Consider the following 21,108-nt stretch of genomic DNA (forward strand, 5'->3'; position numbering starts at 1 on the left):
ACCCGTGTGCCGAACCAGCTTCTGCGTGTGTGGTCGCCCGGCGGGCAGTGGCCAGATCGCCACGACCCGGGCGGACGCCGCACTGCACTGCGCGGCCTTCGAGCCGACGACGGGCGAGGTGCTGGTGGCCAGTGCGGCCGGCGTCGTGAGCCCGGGGATCATGGAGACGTGGACGAGAACCGAAGGGCTGGGACACCATGACGGAGAAGACTTCCCGTGACTCGGGCGGTGCGATCGGCGCACCGGTCATCCTGAGCAACGAGCCCGGCTCGTTCTCCCGGGGCGTGCTGGCCGAGCGCCACCCTGCGCTCATCCAGCAGGTACGGGACGCCTTCCCGTACGGCCGCCGACAGCGCGAGGCCCTCGACGCCCTGCTGGACGAGATCACCAACGGTGTGATCGAGCCGCTCGGCCCCTCGGAGCACGACTGCGAGCGCTGGGCGGACTGGGGCCGGGAGCACTTCGGGCGTTCGTGGTACGACGCCCCGTTCCTGTGGGCGGAGAGCTACTTCTACCGCAAGCTGCTCGGCGCGGTCGGGTACTTCGGCGACGGGCCGTGGCAGGGAGTGGACCCGTTCGCCCCGTTCAAGCAGGCCGAACTGCGAGGCGGGGCAGTGGAGGAGGAGTTGCGGGCCCTGGACGCGCTCGCCGACGTTCCGGTCCAGGAGCGGGCCACGGCGCTGCTGCACGCGTCGCTCTGGGGCAACCGCGCGGACCTCGGCTTCAGCATCTCGGCGGGGGAGGCGGCAACGACCGGCGCCGCGAACCGAGGGCTGGTCGCCGACGACGGGGCCACGCTGTGGCAGCTCCTGCCCGCCGGCGCCTCGGCCACCGTAGCCGTGGTGGCCGACAACGCGGGACGTGAGCTGATTCCCGACCTCATCCTCATCGACCATCTCCTCGAACACGGGCACGCCGAGGGGGCTGTGCTCTACGTCAAGCCCGACCCGTACTACGTCTCCGACGCGATGACGGCTGACGTGGTCGACTGCCTTCGGCGCCTCACCCGGGCCCCCGGCGAAGCCGGCCGCATCGGCGGCCGCCTCTGGACAGCCATGGCCGTCGGAATCCTGGAGGTCCGCACCCACCCGTTCTTCTGCGCTCCGCTGCCGTACGGGCAGATGCCCGAGGACCTGCGCGCCGCGTTCGAGGGCGCCGCGCTCACGATCCTGAAGGGCGACCTCAACTACCGCCGTCTGGTGGGCGACCAGCAGTGGCACCCCACGACCCCCTTCGCCGAACGCACCCGGTACTTCCCCGGGGCCGTCGCGGCGCTCCGGACCCTGAAGTCCGATGTCATCGTCGGCCTGGAGCAGGGGACCGTGGATGATCTCGAACGGGATGGGGATGCCTGGCGTACGAGCGGTACCCACGCGCTGATCCAGGTGCGGGCGTAGACCTGGGTGAGGGCTTCGGGCGGGGCCGCAGGCTCCTCCCTCCTGCCTCGGTGTCGCGGTCGCCGGGCCATGCGTGCGGCAGGGGGCATACCGTAAGGCGTGCTTCCCCGGCCGCCTGCCGGCGGGCCCGCCGCGTGATCGGGCCGACGCCCACCACGGCGAACGCGCGGGTGCGGCTCAAGCCGCACCCGCTCCGCCGGGACAGGGCCAGAGGGCCGTCTCGTACGTTCTGGTCGTTCGGGGTTCGGCGGCCGGTCGGAGGTGGGACGCGTTCCGCTCCGAGCGCCTGGAGGGGCGCCGAACTGCTCGAACGATCAGCTCATCCCTTGATGAACTCGATGATCTCCGGGGCGATCTTCTTCGGGGCCATGACGACGGCGCCGTGGTTGAGTCCGGGCAGAGTGCGGTGGTCGGCCTGCGGCAGGATCTCGGTGACGGCGAGGGCGGCGCGCCGGAACGCGGCCGGGCTCTTCCCCCCGGTCAGCACGCGGGTGCGTGCGGCCACCCCCTTCCACTCCTCGGTGTCGAGCGGCTTGCCCTGCTGGGTGTCGCCCATGACCGCGATGTCATAGGGAAGAGTGCCGGCCAGCTCGGTGAGGTTGGCCCACATCTTCGGCATGAGCTTCATGAAGAACACGGCGATGCCGGGCATGCCCTGCACTCTGGTCATGAAGTACCTGACCGCGTCACTGCGCCGGCCTTCCGCGAGCATCGCGCTGATCTGCTGGGCGAGATCCCTCGGCGGCCCGTCGTCGCCTTCGGCGACGACGAACGGCGGCTCGTAGAGAGCCAGGCGTTCGACGTTCACCCCGGCAGCGGCCGCGCGCAGGGCGAGGACCGCTCCGGAGGACGAGCCGAACAGTGACGCTGAGCCGCCGACGTGTTCGACCAACGCGGCGATGTCTTCGATCTCGCGGTCGGGGGCGTAGGCAGGAGCGTCACCGCTGGCCCCCCGTCCCCGCCGGTCGTAGTTGATCACAGTGAAGTGCCGGGCGAGGAGAGCCGCGAGTCTGGCCGTGTCCGAGCGGTCCGCCAGCGCCGAGGCGACCAGGACCACGGCCGGACCGCTGCCCGACTGCTCGAAGGCGATCTCGGTGCCGTCCGCCGAGACGACACGGGCCTCGGTGCTGGGTGACTGGTCTCGCGCTGTTGCCATGTTCATCTCTCCGGTTCATCTGGGGGCCGTACCACCGTGGTGTGCGTTACCGCCCCTAGGACTCCCGCAGCGCAGAAAACTCATCGGTGCGTCAGGCGCTCCCGGACGCGGCTTGCCGACGTCCGCATGTGACGATGCGGCAGCTCGCCAGGCCGTCATCCACGCCGGCCCGACCCATCACCGTCGCCGACGGCAGCTGTCCGGGCACCGCGCTCGTGATGCCTCACCGACGCCACGGACCCGAGGCGCTGCCCGGCTGGAAGCAGGCCCCCGCACTCTCCTCGAACAGGTCCGCCGCCCCGGTTCAGCCGCCGGATTCGCCCGCGTGGTGTACGACGACCCAGGGGGCAGCCTCGAATACCGCACCTCTGCAATGACGCTCCCCGCCAGTCGGCGCCCATGACTGGACGCCCGAACGCCGCGAGGCCTACGCCAACGACCTCGACGCGGAGCGCTCCCTGGTCGTGGTGACCGCGAAGACCAGCAGGTCGAAACCAGACAAGGACCCGGCCGCCTGGATGCCGCCCGCCCAGTCCGCAACGTGCACCTACCTCGCCGACTGGACCGCCACCAGACTCCGCTGGGGCCTGACCGCCGACGAGACCGAACACGCGGCCCTCCTCGAACTCGCCGAGCCGTGCGCCGACTCGACCGTCGAGTACGAACCCGCCACGTCGCTTGTTTCGGGGGTGGGAGACGTGCAAGCCCGGACGGCACTGCGAATGCCCAGCTCAGCGGTATGCACTGGTGAGTGTCGGATGCGCGACAGGTGTCGCGGACTGGGGCAGGGGGTCTGAGGGCTCCGCCCTCAGGTCCCGACGAGGCCGGCCGCCGCCCCGCAGACCACGGCGCCCAGGGTGCAGAGGTCGGCGAACCAGGAGATCCTGAACTTCTTCGACATCGGGGCAGTGCTTGCATGAGAGCGGTGCTGCCTGACACGCGCCTCGATGCGTTCGACCGCCCGGTCTGCGGAGCCAACGAAATTGTCGATCAAGGAGCCTCCGAAGGAGGTCGCGTGGATCTCGTGTCCCGCGCGCGTGAGGATGTTCAGCGTCCCGCCTCCGCCTCCGCCTATCCGTGCGATGTCCGCGTAAGGGACCGCATAGGTCATCAGCGGATTGATGACGACGAGGCTGTCCGTGCGCAGTGTGATACGAGAGCCGCTGACACGCTGTGTGAGGGCGACGATTCCGAGGGAGACGGCCACGCCTGACAGCGGACCTGCTGCGAAGCCCGTGGAGAAACCCGCCGCAACGAGTCCGGCTGCCACGGCCCCGAAAATGAAAGTGAGGGACCAGGAAAGGATCTTCTGAGAGATCCGCCGCAGAGTCTCGTCGGAATTTTTGCGTGACATGGGGAATACGCTCTTGCTGATCTTGATGGAGGTCCCAGGGATGCGGAGAGGACCGAACCCGCCCCTCCGCCTGGTACGGCGAAGGGGCGGGGCTCGGGTAGGTGCTGCTACTCGGGGCGGATGAGCTCCGTGACGAAGCGCATTCTATGCGCGCTGTCCAGGTCGATCTCGCCGTACCCGTGAGACGGCCACGCGACCTGGTCATCGATCCAGGGCACGGTCACGGAACGGTACGTCGCGTCCCCGCACAGCGTGGCCTCGCCGATCGGTGCCGGGAGGTCCCGGAACCGGTGCCGGATCGGCCCGTATTGCAAGGGCAGCGTCCCGATCGGCTCGGCGTTCTTACCACCGGTGAGCGGGAAGAACACCAGCCAAGGGGCTTCTGAGGTGTAGCTGTGCAGCAACAGGTACCGCACCGTCTGTCCAGGCTCCCGGCGCGCGACCCTGGCCATGCGCCAGGCGCGCCGTACACCGATGGCGACGAACCCAACCCCGATGAGGGTGATCAGAGGCAGGGTGGGGAACCAGACCGGCAGATCGTCCGGATACACCTGGATCGCGTAGATGGCCATGGCATCCATGACAAGGACGATCAGCAGGGTCTGCGCGTGCGCGGCCCTCTGCAGCCCTCGTACCCGCCACCAGGCGACCCGCCGGACATCCGCCTCCGGCCGGAGGGTCGGCTTCTCCAGCTTGCGGTAGGCGGCCTGACTGGTGGCGGCCTCGGCCATCTCCCGGTGCGAAACCGCTGTGACGTCGTCCGTCATGTGTTCTCCCAGCCTCATGTCAGCAGTAGCTCGAGCCGGTGACGGACGATATGGCGCAGGTCGCGATGCCCATGCCACCTCCGACGCCGAACTCGATTCCGCGGACGAACGGGTGGGCCCCAGGCCCCGCCCCTCCGCCTGGTCCGGCGAAGGGGCGGGGCCTGGGTGGGTCCTGCTACTCGGGGCGGATGAGCTCACTGACGAAGCGCATGTCGTGGTCGCTGCCCAGGCAAATCTCGCCGTACCCGGCGGACGGCCATACGACTTGGCCGTCGATCCAGGGCACGGTCACGGAACGGTACGTCGCGTCCCCGCACAGCGTGGCCTCGCCGACCGGAGCCGGGAGGTCGCGGTACAGGTCCCGGGTCGGCCCGTACTTCAGGGGCAGTGTCCCGATCGGCTCGGCCTCGTCACCTCCGGTGAGCGGGAAGAACACCAGCCAGGGGGCTCCCGACACGTAGCTGTGGAGCAATAGGTACCGCATGGTCCGGCCCGGCTCCTGTCGCGCGACCCTGGCCAGGTGCCGGGCGCGCCGGACTCCGGTGAGTACGAATGCCAGGACCCCCAGCGATATGAGAGGCACGAGTGCAAACCAGAACGGCCGGTCGTCGTCCGGAACCACCTGGGTCGCGTAGACCGCGAGGGCGTCCGTGCCAAGGATCGTGAGCAGGATGGGTGCGTGGGCGGTTCTTTGTAGTCCTCGCACGCGCCACCAGGCGACTCGCCGGACGTCGGCCTCCGGTCGGAGGGTCGGCTTTTCCAGCTTGCGGTAGGCGGCCTGACTTGTGGCGGCCTCGGCCATCTCCCGATAGGAGACCGTTACGACGTCGTCCGTCATGTGTTCTTCCCGCCTCATGTCAGCAGTAGCTCGGGCCGGCGATGGACGGTATGGCGCAGGTTGCGACACCCGCGCTGCCCCCGACGACGAATTCCGTACCGCGGACGAACGGATCACGGCCAGGCGCCGCGTGCCTGCCTCTTCCCGCTGCGTGGCGACCTCTGGACAGGTACTCGGTGATTCGTCCTGAGTTTACGCCCGCCTTCCAGGACATTGCGGCGGCGGCTCCGGCGCCCAGACCGACCGTGCCCATGAGCAGGTTGTTCGAGAACTGTTCTCCTGCGTAGTCCAGCCCGTGCGTCTTCAAGTCCGCCAGTGCCTTGGCGGTGATCACCACGGCGGCGGCCAGGGCACAGATCCCGAGTGAGACGAAGCAGGCCGCGAAGGCAGCAACATCGGCGATGGTCCGCCAGTTGTCACCGACCCACTGGCCGAACGCGGAGTCTCTGACGCTGCCCCAGGCGTTGCTGACGTTGTCCTTCGTGTTGTCCCAGGCGTTGCTGAAGTTGCCCTTCATCAGGCTGACCCAGACGCCGTCCTTCTTGCGCTGTTCTCGGTCCGCCTTGGCCTTGGCCTCGTCGAGGGCTTTCTGGCGGTCGTCGCGCTGCTGTGCGGCGCGCTGCTGGGCGTGGTTGTCGTCGATGAGGTAGTGGGTGGGGTTGGCCTGGTAGGCCGCGTACTTCTTCTGGGACTCGGGGTCGGACTTGGGTGTCTGCTTCCAGTTCCACTTGCCGTTGTCGTAGGTGTACCCGGCGTCCATGCCGCGGTCCTTGGCCCACTGGTTGTCACGGTCGATGCCCTCGCCGGTGGGGCCGAGCGGGCGGAGTCCGTCCGGGTCGGAGAAGGTGACCGGGGAGTTGTTGGCGTAGCTGTAGCCGTTCAGCGACTGGGGCTGGTCGAGGGCGAGGAGCGGGTCGACGCTGATGAACTGGCCGGTCGACGGGTCGTACTCGCGTGCCCCGATGTGGGTCAGACCTGTGCGCTTGTCGGCCGTGTTGCCGAGGAAGCCGCTGTCCGTGGGCCAGTCGCCGCCCGTGGTGGTGCCACGGTGAGCGCCGAACGGGGTGCTGCGGCGCTTGAGCGGAGCTTGGGTGTCGGAGGCGATCGCCAGGGATTGTGTGCCGTGGTGGTCGCCCGCGAGGTAGAACAGCTTGTGTGTGCCCGACTCATTGGTGCGGACGGCGATGGTCTGGCCGGCCGCGTCGTAGGTGCGCTTGGCCCAGGTGGTGCCGTCGGCCTTGAGGTGCAGTTCGGTGGCCCCGAGGTGGAGGACCCGCTCGCCGCTCTCGGTGGCGCGGATCAGCAGGGTGCCGTCGGCGTCGTAGAGGTAGTCGGTGTCCTTCCCGCTCTCGGTGACCTTGGTGAGCTTGCCCTCGGGCGACCAGGCGAGGTCCTGGCTGCCGGTCGTACCGGGGCGCTTGGTGGTGTTGCCGGTGGCGTCGTACGCGTAGCCGGGGGTGAACAGCGCGCAGCCGTTGCTGCTGGTGCCGGTGAGGGTATGGGGCTTCGCACCGGTGTAGCAGTAGTCGGTGGCGGTGACTCCCGCGGCGGTGTGCTGCGTCTGGCGGGTGCGCTGTCCCGCGTCGTTGTACGACCAGCTGGTCCAGTAGGGTGCTGGGCCGCCGAGGGCGGTGGCGCTGCGGGTGTCCGAGCACTTCTGCGATGACGGGGTCCAGGCCTCGGTGAGGCGGCGGTGGCCGTCGTGGGCGAAGCACTGGGTCTCGGCGGCGGCGCTGCCGCCGAGCGTGGTCGGGTCGGCGATGGAGGTGATGTTGCCGGCGTCGTCGAAGCCGTAGGTCAGGTCCTGCAGCATGTAGGGGTGCGTCTGGTCCGTGACGTGGCTGCGGGTGAGTCGGCCGGTGCCCTGTTCGTAGGTGTTGGTGACGTAGACGTTCTTGGCGCCCGAGCCGCCGGTGCCGAGTGTGAGTTGCTGCACCTGGCCCAGGGCCGAGTAGTCGGCGGCCCGCAGGTAGCCGGTGGTGCCGGTGACCGAGGTGACGTTGCCGAGGCCGTTGTAGCCGTAGTCGACGATCTCGGAGGGCAGCCCGCCGAGCGCCGGTTCGGAGCTGTTCTGCAGAGTGCCGTCGATGTTGTAGTAGCTGGTGAAGTCGACGGTCGCGGGAGCGCCTGCGGTGACGAGCGGGTCGTTCGACGGCAGCGTGAGGCGGGTTCCGGTCGGCCGGGACAGGCTGTCGTAGGCCGTGACGGACTTGGTGTACGCGGCGCCGGTCTTGCCGCCGACGTAGCGGGTCGTGCTGTCGGGCAGGCCCTTGAAAACGCCGTCGTAGGTGCGGGCGGTCAGCTGGTTGGCGTCGGTCTTGGAGCCCTTCCAGGTGCCGGTCTCGCGGCCCAGCTCGTCATAGGCGGTCACGACGGCCGTGCCACGGGCGTCCGTGGTCTTGACGGGTTGGTCGAGGGCGTCGTACGCGGTCGTCGAGGTGCCCTTGTCCGGGTCTCCGGTGGTGGTCTGGCGGCCGAACAGGTCGTAGCCGTACGTCCACTTGGCGCCGTCGGGGCCGGTGATGGACCTCTTCTTGTCGTCGAGGGTGTAGGTGTACTTCACCGAGGCGTAGCCGTTGCCGAGCGTGCCGCCGTACTGGGGGTCGGCGGGGCTGGTGGACGTGTACTCGCGGGACTCGACCATCCGTCCGCGGGCGTCGGTGATGGTACGGGTGGCCGTGCCGCCCTGGACGGCGCTGGTGGCGGTGGAGTCACCGGTGTAGCTCGTCGTGGTGGTCCATTTCTCGACGCCGTAGACGAGAAGCGTGCTGGAGACGGTGCGGCCGGCGCCGTCGAAGACGGTCTCCGTCTGCGTCGGTGCCTCGCCGTACTCTGCGCGGGTGTACGTCCCGTTCGGCAAGGTGGTGGGGTCGAAGATGTCCGTGTACGTCTCGTGGGCGTGGCCGCGCGAGTCGTAACGGGTGTCGGTCAGCAGCCGGCCGCCCTGCGGGGAGGGCGCCTGCGTCTGCAGCGGACGCAGGAGTGCGTCGTACAGCGCGTAGCTGGTGTTGTAGCTCGTGCCGTCGGCCTTGAGGGACGAGGACGCCACCCACGACGGGGCATTCGCCTGCATCCGGTAGGTGAAGGTGGTGGTCGCTGCCTGGCCCCCGCTCTTGGAGCGGTTGGGGCCCCAGACGGCGGTCAGTCGGCCGAGGGCGTCGTAGGTGCGCTCGGTCTTTTTCAGGTTCGCGTCGTAGGAGCGGACGGGGACGGCACGCCGCGGGTCGAGGAAGTCGACTGTGCGGAAGCCCTTGGCGTCGGTCTTGATGGTCCGGGTCAGTGGGCCCGCGGTGGCGGGGGTGTAGGCCGTCGACGAGGTGTGGCCTGCGGAGTCGGTGGTCGACAGGGTGCGGCCCAGGACGTCGTACGTCTCGGTGGCGAGCGTCTGCCAACTCGGCGCGCCGGTGCTGGTGTAGCTCTTGGCGCGGCCGGTCCAGGTGGCGAGGCCCTTGGTGGGGGTCTGGTCCTCGGTCCAGGTGGTGGCGTTCGGGTCGTCGTAGACGGTAGCGGTGTCGGAGAGGACGTCGCCGCGGGTGCCGGTGTCGGCGGGCAGGTCGAGGTCGGCGTCGTCGACGGTGCACTTCTCGCCCACGGTGCGGCTGCGGGAGACCAGGTCGGTCAGTCCGGCAGCGGTGTTGCGGGCGTACCAGGTGCGGGTGCAGGTCTCGTCCCCGGCGGTGCCGTACAGGCCGGAGTCGTAGACGGTGACCGGCATGCCGTAGCCGTCGAAGGTGGTCTGGACGGCCCGGCGGCGCCAGGAGTCCGAGGCGGTCAGATACGTGTAGGTGGTGGTCTGCTTTGTGCGGACGTACCGGGCGACGTGGTCGGCGGAGTCCGGTACGCCGGTCTGGCGCGCGGTCTCCTTGGACCAGGGCTGGTTCGCGGTGACCGAGATCGGCTGGGTGCCGTTGTAGACGACCTTCTCGCGCAGCTGTCCGGAGTACTGGTCGCTGTCGGTGAGGGTGGCGAGGCCGACCGAGGGAGTGGTCAGCGGTGCGAGCTTCACCGACTTGGTGGTGCCGTCCTTGTTCTTGTCGCCGTTCATGCCCTGCATGTACAGGGAGACTGTCTTGTGCTGCGGCTGAGTGGTGCCCTTCGCGCCGCTGTGGACGGTGACCTGGCGGTAGCCGCGCCAGTCGGACCAGGTGCGCTCGGCCTTCGGGGTGAAGGGGGAGTCGCTGTGGTGCCAGGCGGCGCCCGCGTAGGAGTAGGAGTTTTCGACCGTCTCGTTGTGACCGGCCGGATCGGAGGTGGTCACGGCGAGGACGCGGTACTTGTGGAACCAGTCGATGGAGGCTTCCTGTGCGCCGTTGATGTTCCAGTACTGCGGGTAGCAGTTGCGGCTGTTGGTGTCCTCGGCGGCACCGAGGACCTCGCTGCGGACGCACTCGGGTGCGGACAGGGTGACCGTGGTGATGGCGCCGGTCTCGGAGGTGACGGTGGAGATCCTGGGCCGGGTCAGCGGCAGGATGTCGTCGGTGGCGTCCACCCGGTTGGGCAGCAGCTGGTAGGTGAAGGTGACGGGAGTCACGGCCTTGGCGGTGCCGGCCTTGGCGGTGCGCTGGAGCGACTTCAGGGTCAGCACCTGATCGGAGGAATCGCCGATGTCACCTCCGTCGAGGTACTGCTGGGTGAGCTTCCAGGAGTCGACCGGATCGTAGGCGGTGGTCGAGGCGTTCCAGGTGAAGGTGTTGACGCCGGTCAGCCGCTTGCGGGAGAAGAAGGAAGGCGAGGTCGTGTAGCAGTCGGCGGCGTCCTTGGCGCAGAGCGCGTCGAAGGGGACGTCCGGCCAGTTCTCGGCGGTCGCCTCGGTCAGCGTGCCGCAGTCGGCGGCGGTGCAGCGCTCGGCGTGCGCGAACGTGACCTTCGCGTCGGCCTTGTCGGTGAACAGGGCGTCGGCGCGGAGACCGTACTGGATCTCCTTCAGGTAACCGCCGCGCGTGTAGGACGCGTTCGCCGTGGTCGCCTTGTTGCGGGGGTAGTGGTTGGTCTCGGTGGTGTACCAGTAGGTGGCGGCGTTGCCGTAGGGGTCCTCGACGTAATCCAGGTTCCAGCGCCAGGCCTGGGTGGCCCAGCGGTCGGCGAACGTGGAGCCCTTGGAGTAGCCGGGCTCGCCGGAGTCGTCGCCGAACACCGGCACGGTCCACGCGGAGTTGGTGCGCTGGGTGGTGGCGCCGTCGAACTTGTTCAGGCCGAAGACGTACTTCGTACCGTCGCCGGTGGTGACGGTCCAGTACTCGCCGTTGTCGTCGCCGTTGTCGGCGCCGGTGGAACGGATCACCTTGGACGCGTCGTCGTCGGACAGCCGCCACGCCCCGGTGGTGGCGTCCTTCACCAGCTTCGAGGACTTGCCGTTCAGCACCAGGCTGGCGTTGTCGTACTTCCAGCACTGGTCGTACAAGCCGCTGTGGCCGTCCTTGTCGCAGCTGCCGTAGGCCCGCTCGACGTAGGACTCGGTGATGCTGAAGCCCTCACCGGTCGCGCTGCCCTGGTTGTTGCTGGTGGCGGTGCGTCCGTCGATGCTGCCCGAGTCGTAGGAGAGGGAGAGCGACGGGGCGGGTCCGGCGGCCGCCGAAGGCAGCGGGAAGTCATGGGACCAGGAGAACGATCCCGAACTCTTGCCGGCCTCCCACGACGATGAAGCCGCCAGCGGGGTGGCTGCGTAGTTTCCTGTTCCGGACGCGGACGGGCCCGAGCCGCCGGAAGCGGTCAGGGCGAAAACGGAGCCGCTCTCGACGCTCTGCGTGGACACACCGCCCACGTCGGCGCGGTCGAGCGAAACGGCCGCTGTCAGGGTGTGCGCGGAGAGATCGTTGGCAGACTTCACGGGGGTCTGCGCCCGGCACTTCGCCTTCTCCGGCGTGGTCAGCGCACAGTCGGGAAGCTGGACGAGCCGGAGCCGGCCGCCCCAGCCGCCGCCCACGGCGCTGGCGATGGTGCGGTAGTCGATGCGTAGATCGGCCTGGCCGGGCTTCTCGGCGGCGGCGGTCAGCAGGACGCCGGTGATGCCGACACGCCGGGACGCGTCCTGGTCCAGCACCGTCACCTCGACGGCGCCGCCGGCGTTCTTCGCGCTGGTCTTGTTCTTGCCGGCGGAGACACTGACGGGCAGTCCGCCCGGCTTGGCGGCGCCGGACTCGCCCGGGACGAGGTCGACGGTCGCCTTTCCGCCGGAGGGCCAGGAGGCCCTGCGTTCGGCCGATGCCTTGCGGGCGAGTGTGCCGTCCGCCTTCCTCTCCTTGGCCACGCGCGCGCGGTCCTTCTTCGCCCCGCGCCCGGACACCTCCTCGACCTTGCTCGGCCGGGTGTCCGGCACATCGGGACGGCCGAGGGCCTCCGCTGCCGCGGCAACCGGGGTCAGACCGGCCGGGATGGCGAGCAACAGCGACAGGACGGTCGCCACCGGTCGGGCCCGGAAGCGGGCTCTGCGCCGCTCCGTTCTGCCCGGTGGCCTCGTCGGAGCGGGTATGCCGAATGTCATGAGTGCCTTCTTCGTCAGGTCCCTGAAGCGGGGGACGACAGGTGGAGTCGGCGGCAGGCGCAGCGTGCGCGGACCGGGCGAACCGGAGCAGGCCCGACCTGGGCCTGCCGCAGGGGCGTACCGCCGAGGCTGTGCATGGGGTACGCAGCCCCTCGAGGGGCCGTCGGACGACGACGGCCCTTCGAGGAGGGTCAGTCGCCGATGAACTCGGTGATCTGCGTCGGCGAGGCCATGGCACCGGCCCACACACGCAGGTCCGTCAGGCGGGCAGGCAGGTGGTGCTGCCAGGAGCCGTCGTCGAACGCCGTGCCGACGGCGAACTCGCCGGAGCCGGGCGCCGGGGTGAACGGGGCGGCGTCGCCCTGGCGGTTGTGACCGAGGTACAGGCCGACCTTCGGTTCTCCGCCGTCATGGGTGTCGAACACACCGGTCAGCCGGACCGGGCTGTCGAGCGCAGCGGGGGCGCTCGACGCCGCCGAGGTGAGGGTGCCGTCACTGTTGAGACGTCCGAAGTGCCATGTGCCGACCGGGACCGTGCGCTCCTCGAAGGTCTCCTCGTCGAGGACCGTCTCCTTGCCTGTCAGCTTGAACCACAGGCCCCAGCGGAGCCGTCGGCGGTGCGCTGGCCGAGTACCTGGCCGGTGTACCCGACGTTCTTGGCCGACAGTGCGGCACTGTCGAGTTCGGCCAGGGTGGTGACGGTGAACGAACCCGTGTCGTCCACCACCGGCCCGGGGGCTGTACCCGCGTCGTCCGTGCCGTCGAGCACTATCTGGCCGCCGGAGACGGTGGCCCCGCCGGAGAGGGTCAGGGTGCGCCCGTAGCCGGAGGCGCCGTCCGGGACGGTGGTGCCGCTGCCCTGGGCGGCCGACCAGTCGGCCACCAGCTCGGCGCCGGCGAAACCGTCGGAGGTGAGCAGCTTCGCCTCGTCGGCGATCTCGGCGGCGCTCAGCGTCCGCTGCCAGACGGCCACCTCGTCGATGGATCCGAGAGCAGGGTCGGTGTACACGTCCGACCAGAGGACGCGGCCGATCTGGAGTGGCCCCGTGGAGGCCCAGGCGGTCGTGTAGGGGGCGGTGCCCTGCAGCCGGCCGTTGACGTAGAGGGCCACGGTCTTGGCCGTCGCGTCGTACACGCCGGTCAGATGGGTCCACACGCCCAGGGTGGCAGGGGCTGAGGACTTCACCCGACTGTAGGCCCAACTGCCGTCCTTGGGAGCGTCGTTGTCGACTGCCCGGAAGGTCCACGCACCGCCGCTCTGCTCGTAGCCGAGGTAGAACAGGCTGCGGTGGGTGCCGTTCTGGCTGACGAACGTGCGGTTGCGGCCGGTCTGATCCATGCGGACCCAGGCGGAGACGGTGTAGGAGGAGCGGGTCTCCAGGACCTGGCCGGAGCTGGCCGCGTACCCGCCGCTGCCGTTGAGGGCGAGGCCCCTGTCCGTGACCGGCGCGGGCAGCTTCGTGCCGTCGGCATCGTGGGTGACCAGCCCGCGCCGACCGCGGTCGTCGCGGGTGGCGGCACCGCCCAGGGACGCGTCATGGCCGGCGGCAGTGGCGTCCAGCGCGGTGCCGGCGGACTCGTCGAAGTGGTACCGCGCGACGGGGCCGGCGCCCGCGGCGACCAGGAAGTCCACCACGTTCTCCGCACCCCAGCGACCCAGGCCGTCCTTGGCCTGCACGTAAATCCGGTAGGTACCCGAGCGGTCCGGGGTGACCGTGGCGGTCACCGTGGCTCCGCTCAGTGGCGTCCAGCCGGAGGTCTGCGTCAGCCGGTACTGGTACGCGACGATGTCGGTGTCCCCGGTCGCCGGAGCGAAGCCGAAGGTCCCCTTGGCTCCCGGCCCGCCCGCCGCCTGGCAGGTGTTGGTGGTGCACTCGCTGTACGGCGCGCCGAACGTGATCTTCGGTGCCTTGGGGGCGGTCGGGTCGACCTGGAAGTAGCACCAGCCGGTGGTCGAGGCGTTCGACGGGCCGGCCAGGTAGTCCGTCCCATTGTCGTAGTACGAGCGAGTCCAGGCCCGGTAGCGGTAGAGCTTGCCCTCACTCAGTGTCGACCACGACAGCGTCTGCTTGACGTTGTCGCCCACGAAGCCACTGGTCGGCCGCAGTTCGCCGTTGCCCGCCGGGGTGTCGGACCAGGTGCCGTCGCTGTTCTTGTGGTCGACGTCGTAGAAGATCCGCAGCTTGGCACCGGACTCGCCGCCCGCCTTGGTCTGCGGGGTGGCCGTCAGGGCCGGGGTCGGGTCGGAGACGATCGAGGGAGCGGACTCGCTGGTCGAACACACCTGTCCGGTGCCGGCGACCACACCGATGTTGCTCGGCTTGTCCGGCAGGCCGACGTACGTGATGGCGAGCACGGCGTCGTTCTTGAAGCGCTTCCAGGCGGAAGTGTCGGACTCGTCATGCGCTCGCAGCTCCAGGGTGAGCCGGGAGAACTTGCCCGCGGCGAAGTCCCGCACCGTCGGGGTGAGATTCTCGTTGGTCTCCTTCGGATTGTCGTTGAACTCGATGGCCGCCGCCGGCTGCGAGGGGCTGCACGCCGTGCCCCGCCCGGCCGAGACGTGCCGGTCGACCATCCAGTCCAGTTCCTTGGGTCGTGACGACCAGGTCGTGGACGCGGAGATGTTGTTCGTACGGACCAGGTCAACCCAGCGGGCGTCACAGGTGAACGACCAGGTCTCCGTGGCACGGAACGTGGCGTCCAGGACCTGCTTGCCCTTGAGGTTGGCGGGCGAGAACTCGAAGTACAGCCTCTGGACATAGCCGGGGCCGCAGTAGTAGCCGCTCCAGGTGCCGCACTTACCCACGCCCGCGCCGCGGCCGTCCGAACCGTTGCCCCAGCCGTACGATTCGTAGCCGTCGGAGCGCAGAAGTGTGCGCTCCGACTCTCCCCACGTCACCGTCGGGTCGATGTACAGGGGGTACTGATCGGGAGTCGTCTCGCGGATCAGTTCCGGATCGGGGACGACCGACACCGAGTCCCGGTCGATGCTCGTCTCCATGTCCGCGACGAGGTCGCCCTGGCCCGGCTGCTGCGAGCGGTCGACGTACCCCTCGCCCGAGTGCCCGCCCTCCGTACCGGTGGTCGAGGGGCCGGTCGGCCCTTCAGCCGGGGCCGGGGCCGATCGGAGGATTGCCGGACTGGAGGAGGCATCGGCCAGTCCTGCGGAGTTCCACATCTGCGCGGCGGGGGCGCGGAACACCGTGCGCCCCAACTCGTCGGTCGCGGCCATGGTCTCACCCGGCATGCCGCGCACGGTCAGGCCATCAGCCTTGAGCCCGTATTCGATCTCACGGAGCTTCGGATTGCTCGCCGCCTCGGGAGTTCTGACCACCAGGACCTGGCGGAACCCCTCCACGGTGGCAGTCATCTTGAGGTCCACGTCCGGCAGCACGTTCTTGTAGAGCGCACTCGAACCCTCCAACTCGGGCTCGGGGAGCTTCCCCGGCCAGCCGAACTGAAGGGAGCGGCCCTGCTTGGAGATCATCACCAGATCGGTGCCGTCGCCGCCGCCGGAGAAGTCGATGTCCACGGCAGCCGCCTTGGGGGCAACTGAACCGTCCGCCTTGCGGACCAGCGTGTCATCCGGCTCCTGCCAGCCTCCGCCCGGCCTGGCCACGCGGATGGGTACGGACGACTCTTCAAGAGTGAAGGAGAAGCCGTCCGGGTTGGCATAAGTCGTCGCGCGTTCCGTACGCTCACCGACGACTTCCACACGCTGTCCGGTTTGTTTGGCCTCCGCGAGAGCCTTGTGCCCCTCCGAGAGGACGGCTTCGTCCGCCGCCGCGGCCGGAGCCCCCGCCAGTGCGGGAAGTCCTCCGATGAGAGCCGCGGCCACCATCCCGGCGATCGCGCGTCTGCCGGTGCCGGATCTATCGCCCCGCCGACGGCGAGGCCACCTCCTGGTCACAAGAACTCTCCACATGTATCGCTCACCCAAAACGGAAGCAGAAGCAAAGCCGCTTGATCACCGTCGAGGCAAGTAACAGGGAAGGGAGGTGCCGCACCATGAGGAGTCATGGAAAATCAGGCCATAGAGACCGACCCTCCGGTGGAACATTCACGTAGAAGTCGGAGGAGCGGCGACTGTGAACGTTTCCCGCATGCAACGCAACTGACGCGTCGCCATATAGCGGATGAGAGTTTCGGGGGGACCTGCAAGTCCGACGTCGGACAAGGTGCGGCGGGGAGCTGTTCGTGATGGAAAAGCAACTTTCGCTTCGGAGGGTGTGTCCCTCTGTGACCAGGCAGACCAGGATCGCCGGTGACCGTCCCGTCCGGGCTTGTGGACGCGCTGGTGAACACGGTGCACCTGGCGATCAACGCGGCCGCCCTGACGTGGTGGGGTTGCAATGGCACGTCCCCGGTCAGCAGCCGGGGATTCTCCTCCAAGGCCCAGACCCCTCGCTGGCGATAGTGGGGACGGTCGGGCGCCGTCCGGCGCAGAGCCTCGCCGACCGCATCACAGTCGGCGCCCGGGGCGACCGCGGTGATCAGGTCGTGAACGACCGCGACAGGATCGCGGTGGTCGTGGTCGGGATACATCTTGCAATCGGCACCGGGGGAAACGCGGAGGGCATACCTTCCCGGTGATCCCTTGAAGGTCTCCGAGGGGGCCCGCGTTCGCAGCGCGCCCACGTCCGGATGGTGGCAAGCTCCTGGCCCGAGAGTAGTGAACGCCGACGGCAGTAACGCGCGCCATCTCCAGTGCATCCAGAGGAAGTCGAGGCCGCGCAGCGCCAAGCCGAGGAGAAGGTCGCCAAGGCCAGGGCCGACCTGGAGCGCGCCCAGGGAGAGCTGCGCACGGTGAAGGCCGGCACCCGCACCACGGCGGCCGCGCCCGGGCAGCCATGGCCGCGGTGAGCGCCGATCCGGGCGGTGCCCACACTCCGGCCACACTCGCCCGGCTCGGCAGAGTCTCGGTCCGGCATCTGAGCCGGCCGTTCCGCGGCGAGACCGGACTCTCGCCGGCCCAGTACGTCGAGTCCGTACGCCTGGAGGCCGCCCAGGCACTCCTGACCTCCGGCACCGGTCCCATCGAGGCGGTGGCTGACGAGGCGGGGTTCGGTTCGGCCGAGACGATGCGCCGGGCGTTCCAGCCGACGCTGGGTCTCTCCCCCACCCACTACCGTGCCCGGTTCCGGACGACGCCGCGACGGCGGCGACTGCGCCTCTGACGGAGGCGGCGCGACAGGTGGACGACTGAGCCTCGCCCCCGTACGGACGTACCTGGGAACGTCTTCGGGCGGCCCGAGACCTGGGGCGAGGCCACCGAGGCGACCGTCACCAACACCGACCGGTACGGGACGGCGACCGCGCAGGCGTGGGACCGGCTCCATCCCGGGCTGACCCGCCGGGCCGCGTGGCTCGCCACGAGGGCCCGCTGTCCGTCATCGAGAGCACCGTCATCCGGTTGACAGTCGAGAAGCTGCCCGGGGGAGGGGTGAACAAGCCCGTCTTGCTGTGGTGTTCGGGCACTGGCGCTGCCACGGATGACGTTGACCGGTGCTGGCAGGCGTTTCTCCGCCGCTTCGACGTGCAGCACACTTCCGCCTCCTGAAGCAGCCCCTCGGCTGGCCCCGGCCGAAGCTCCGTGACTCGCAGGCAGCCGACCGCTGGACCTGGATCGTCCCGGCCGCACACGCCAGGTCCTCTGAGTTGGATGGATCGGCATCCTGAAGGACGCCGAGACCGGGGCCGGTCGGCCGTGAGGGCGTCCGACCGGCGGGTGTGCGCAGCGGCGGCCGTCGTCCAGCTGGCGGTGATGCCCCATCCGGGGGCATGGCCCTGCTGGGCGCTACGCGGGTTTCGGTGTCGTGGTCATGGCCTGGCGCGTACGCCGGTAGGTGTCCGAGGCCGATACGGGACCGAGTTCGGGGTCCCCTCCGCCGCCGGTCGGCCCAACTGCATCTCCGGGGCCGGCGGTGCACAGGGGACCGAGTCGAGGGCATTGCGGTATGAGGCGGCGGGCCGGGCCGGGCGAGAGCGGTGGTCAGGTTGTCGAGCAGGCTACGGGGCCGGCCTGATGGTGACCGTCGACAACTCGAAGCTCGGTTTGTCGAGGACAGTGTCGGGGTGCGGGCGAGGTCGCCGTGGTGGTACTTCATGATGGCGCTCGTCAGGAACTCGCGGCTCTGGTGAATCTCCCAGAGTTCTTCCGCAACGACTTGCTCGGCCCAGCCGGGCAGGTCTTCAGTGGTGTGCACGGAGGCGATGAACTCGTCCAGCGCGGCGGACCACGCCGCGAGCTGAGCCTGGTGGTGCTGTACGAGGGCATCGACGCCTGCTGCTCCTCCCTTGGCGGCGGCCTCACGCAGGTGAGCCTCCTGGAGGCAGCCTTCACGAGTCTCGTGTCGGCGGTCCCTCTCTGTCAGCCTTGAGTGAGACGTCCCGCTTCGCGGGGTTGGCCTGAGAGGGCACGACAGGAGAACCACCCCCTCATGACCAGCACCAACCCCGCCGGACCCGACCCCCCGGCCGAAGCGCCGCTCCTTCAGTCCCGAGTACAGCTGCGGATCGTGGCCGAGTACGACGCCGCGCCCAAGAACGAGAGGGGCGCGATTCCGCGCCGCGAGCGGCTGTACAACTCGCACGTCAAGGAATCGACTCCGGCAGACGGCACCGGAAATTCTCCCGGTACAGCGCGAGGTCCTCGGTGCTACCTGTGAGGCCCCGGTTCAGCCACCGGATTTCGCCCGCGTGCGGGCTCAGCGCGCCGGACCAGACCAGCGCGAAGATGACGATGCCGAGCAGGATCCGGTAGATCACGAAGGGCATGAAGCTCTTGGTGGTGATGAATCTCATGAACAACTATGTCGACGTGTCCTGAGCGGTCTTGACCTGCTGTTTTTTACCACTTTTCAAGATCGAATAGTAGGGCAGTGAGAGATGGCGCCTTCCAGTGCTCTCTCGCTGGCCGCGAAGCGCAGCCACCTGCTTTGCAGCGAATCGGCAATCTCCTGCTCCACGGCCAGGGCAACGTGCGAGTAGAGACCTTCCACGCCGGCGACCTCGCGGCCCATGCGGGTCTCCACGGCGATGCGACTGTGTCGATCTTCGTCCAGCCATTCCTTGCCGCCGTGGCGAAGCAGGTACAGCCGCTTACGGGCGTTCGCGGTCGCGGGGAACCGGCCCCTGACCCGCGGCCGAACTGTCCGACAAGGCACTGGCCGCAGTGCGCGCGCCCCGGTTGCTCACGAGCCCGGATGAGATTGTCGGCAAGGGCAGGATGCATGAGGCCGACTGGGACGACAACGGTGCGCCGGATGAGCTGATCGGCACGTGAAGAGCTGTGCCGCGGTGACCTGCATGCCCTGGCGGTCTCCGGAGGCGCTCCAGCGGTCACCGCGCCCCAGCGGGCGCTGGCCGCGTTTCTGCGTCTGCCCGCCGGGTGATCTCCGCACCGGGGCACCGCTGCTCTGGCACTCGTGCCCGTACGGGGCGGTGTAGCCGGTGGTCGGGGGCACGGTCGCCTCAGGTTGTCGGTGCCGTCGGCTAGCGTGCGAGGTATGCGCTACTTCAATACGGCCGGGCCGTGCGTCCCCACGCGTCACTACATGGTGCCGGCCCAGGAGCGGCTGCCCAGGGCCCGCGGGTACATCGAGCAGGGCCAGTACTTCGTGGTGCACGCGCCACGGCAGACCGGGAAGACGACGGTGCTGGCGGCGATGGCCCGGGAACTGACGGCGTCGGGCCGGTACGCGGCGCTGCACTTCTCGTGCGAGAGCGCGGAGGTGGCCGGGGAGGAGTACGGCCAGGCCGAGCTGCTGGTGCTGGAGGCGATTCGGCGGTCCGCGGAGTCCGCTGGGCTTCCTGATGAGCTCGCGCCCCCCGCCTCCTGGCCCGACGCGGTGCCCGGGTCCCGGCTCACGCGGGGGCTGACTGAGTGGGTGCGGAACTGTCCGCGTCCGCTGGTGCTGTTCTTCGACGAGATCGACGCGCTGCAGGGACAGAGTCTGCGCAGTGTGCTGCGTCAGTTGCGCGACGGCTTCACTGTCAGCCGTGGCGGCTTCCCGGATGCGGTGGTGCTGTGCGGGCTGCGGGATGTGCGCGACTACAAGGCGGCCTCAGGTGGGGACCCGGGACGTCTTGGCACGTCGAGTCCGTTCAATATCAAGGTCGCTTCGCTGCGGTTGGGTGACTTCACTGAGCCCGAGGTTGTCGAGCTGTACGGGCAGCACACCACGGAGACGGGGCAGGAGTTCACCCCGGATGCGGTCCAGCGTGCTTTCTGGTGTACCCAGGGCCAGCCGTGGCTGGTGAACGCGCTGGCCCGGGAGATCGTCGAGGAGATGGCGATCCCATCGGATACGCCGGTCACGGCGGAGCATGTGGATGAGGCGAAGGAGCGATTGATCCTGGCGCGTGCGACGCATCTGGACTCGCTGGCCGCGCGGCTGGGGGAGGACCGGGTGCGGCGGGTGATCGAGCCGCTGATCGCCGGCGAGCTGCCGCAGGAGGCGAGCACCTACGACGACGATCTGGCCTACGTTCGTGACCTGGGGCTGATCGCCGCGGATTCGCCGGTGCGGGTGGCCAACCCGATCTACAAGGAGGTGATCGTTCGGGTCCTGGGCGTCAGGACGGAATCGGTCATCACCGCCATCCCGAGTAGTTTCCGGTTGCCGGACGGCCGGATCGACATGGACAAGCTGTTGCGTTCGTTCGCGGAGTTCTGGCGGGAGAACGGGGAGATCCTGGCCACTAGCTCGACGTATCCGGAGGCGGCGGCGCAGCTGGTGATGATGGCCTACCTGCACCGGATCGTGAACGGGGCGGGTTTCATCGACCGGGAGTACGGGGTCGGCCGACGGCGCGTGGACCTGCTGATTCGCCAGCCGTACACCGCTGCCGACGGTTCGCGGGCGGTGCAGCGCGAGGCGCTGGAGCTGAAGGTGTGGCGCCAGGGCCGCACCGACCCCCTCGCCGAGGGGCTGGCGCAGTTGGACGACTACCTGGACCGCATGGAGCTGTCCACGGGCACCCTCGTCGTCTTCGACACCCGCCCGCAGGCAGCCCCGGTCCACGAGCGCACCGCCTTCTCGCAGAAGACCACGCCCTCCGGGCGCACCGTCACCCTGCTGCGTGCCTGACGGCCGGGAGACCTCAGTGCGTT

The 21,108-nt window shown here is 69.2% G+C and carries 14 protein-coding genes and 2 pseudogenes; 7 read left to right on the top strand and 9 right to left on the bottom strand.

Annotation, left to right across the window (positions count from 1 at the left end; translation table 11 throughout):
* Positions 1–197 precede the first annotated feature (197 nt).
* Positions 198–1,397 carry a damage-control phosphatase ARMT1 family protein gene (locus tag KME66_RS30235; protein ID WP_216328043.1) on the top strand — a complete coding sequence of 400 codons (1,200 nt, stop codon included), beginning with the start codon at positions 198–200 and terminating at the stop codon, positions 1,395–1,397.
* Positions 1,398–1,716: 319 nt separating this feature from the next.
* Here the strand turns inward: KME66_RS30235 and KME66_RS30240 are convergent, their stop codons facing one another.
* Positions 1,717–2,553 (bottom strand): alpha/beta hydrolase, encoded by an 837-nt coding sequence (locus KME66_RS30240; protein ID WP_216328045.1) that lies wholly within the window; start codon positions 2,551–2,553, stop codon positions 1,717–1,719.
* Between the two features lie 392 nt (positions 2,554–2,945).
* On the opposite strand from KME66_RS30240, the pseudogene KME66_RS34270 reads away from it, so the two are divergent.
* A pseudogene (locus KME66_RS34270) lies at positions 2,946–3,224 on the top strand (HNH endonuclease); the annotation flags it as partial.
* 137 nt (positions 3,225–3,361) lie between these two features.
* On the opposite strand, the gene KME66_RS30245 reads toward KME66_RS34270, so the two are convergent.
* From KME66_RS30245 to KME66_RS30265, 6 genes are all read right to left on the bottom strand, one after another.
* Positions 3,362–3,907, bottom strand: a complete 546-nt coding sequence (locus KME66_RS30245) for a hypothetical protein (RefSeq protein ID WP_216328047.1) — start codon at positions 3,905–3,907, stop codon at positions 3,362–3,364.
* Positions 3,908–4,014: 107 nt separating this feature from the next.
* Positions 4,015–4,674 carry a hypothetical protein gene (locus KME66_RS30250; RefSeq protein WP_216328049.1) on the bottom strand — a complete coding sequence of 220 codons (660 nt, stop codon included), beginning with the start codon at positions 4,672–4,674 and terminating at the stop codon, positions 4,015–4,017.
* 175 nt (positions 4,675–4,849) lie between these two features.
* The gene (locus KME66_RS30255; protein ID WP_216328051.1) at positions 4,850–5,512 is read right to left on the bottom strand and encodes a hypothetical protein; all 663 of its coding nucleotides are present in this window, start codon (positions 5,510–5,512) and stop codon (positions 4,850–4,852) included.
* A 19-nt stretch (positions 5,513–5,531) separates the two neighbouring features.
* Positions 5,532–11,993 (bottom strand): RHS repeat-associated core domain-containing protein, encoded by a 6,462-nt coding sequence (locus KME66_RS30260; RefSeq protein ID WP_216328053.1) that lies wholly within the window; start codon positions 11,991–11,993, stop codon positions 5,532–5,534.
* 191 nt (positions 11,994–12,184) lie between these two features.
* Positions 12,185–12,418 carry a hypothetical protein gene (locus tag KME66_RS34620; RefSeq protein ID WP_367303634.1) on the bottom strand — a complete coding sequence of 78 codons (234 nt, stop codon included), beginning with the start codon at positions 12,416–12,418 and terminating at the stop codon, positions 12,185–12,187.
* 155 nt (positions 12,419–12,573) lie between these two features.
* Positions 12,574–15,834, bottom strand: coding sequence for a LamG domain-containing protein (locus tag KME66_RS30265; protein WP_367303635.1), 3,261 nt, complete (start codon positions 15,832–15,834; stop codon positions 12,574–12,576).
* Positions 15,835–16,700: 866 nt separating this feature from the next.
* Between KME66_RS30265 and KME66_RS30270 the strand changes: the two genes are divergently transcribed.
* From KME66_RS30270 to KME66_RS30280, 4 genes and pseudogenes are all read left to right on the top strand, one after another.
* A complete protein-coding gene (locus KME66_RS30270; RefSeq protein WP_216329830.1) occupies positions 16,701–16,856 on the top strand; it encodes a hypothetical protein in 156 nt (51 codons plus the stop codon).
* A complete protein-coding gene (locus KME66_RS30275) occupies positions 16,853–17,170 on the top strand; it encodes a helix-turn-helix domain-containing protein (RefSeq protein ID WP_253208511.1) in 318 nt (105 codons plus the stop codon). Before KME66_RS30270 ends, KME66_RS30275 begins: the two co-directional genes overlap by 4 nt.
* Positions 17,171–17,293: 123 nt before the next feature.
* Positions 17,294–17,642 (top strand): annotated as a pseudogene (locus KME66_RS34625) (transposase); the annotation flags it as partial.
* A 488-nt stretch (positions 17,643–18,130) separates the two neighbouring features.
* Complete coding sequence (locus KME66_RS30280; protein WP_216328058.1) at positions 18,131–18,373, top strand: hypothetical protein; 243 nt, start codon at positions 18,131–18,133, stop codon at positions 18,371–18,373.
* A 214-nt stretch (positions 18,374–18,587) separates the two neighbouring features.
* Here the strand turns inward: KME66_RS30280 and KME66_RS30285 are convergent, their stop codons facing one another.
* Complete coding sequence (locus tag KME66_RS30285; RefSeq protein WP_216329832.1) at positions 18,588–18,797, bottom strand: hypothetical protein; 210 nt, start codon at positions 18,795–18,797, stop codon at positions 18,588–18,590.
* A gap of 56 nt (positions 18,798–18,853) precedes the next feature.
* Positions 18,854–19,015 carry a hypothetical protein gene (locus KME66_RS30290; protein WP_216328059.1) on the bottom strand — a complete coding sequence of 54 codons (162 nt, stop codon included), beginning with the start codon at positions 19,013–19,015 and terminating at the stop codon, positions 18,854–18,856.
* A 486-nt stretch (positions 19,016–19,501) separates the two neighbouring features.
* On the opposite strand from KME66_RS30290, the gene KME66_RS30295 reads away from it, so the two are divergent.
* On the top strand, positions 19,502–21,085 hold the full coding sequence (locus KME66_RS30295) for an ATP-binding protein (RefSeq protein WP_253208512.1): 1,584 nt from the start codon (positions 19,502–19,504) through the stop codon (positions 21,083–21,085).
* Positions 21,086–21,108: the final 23 nt, after the last annotated feature.

Source organism: Streptomyces sp. YPW6, assembly GCF_018866325.1.
Taxonomy (GTDB): domain Bacteria; phylum Actinomycetota; class Actinomycetes; order Streptomycetales; family Streptomycetaceae; genus Streptomyces.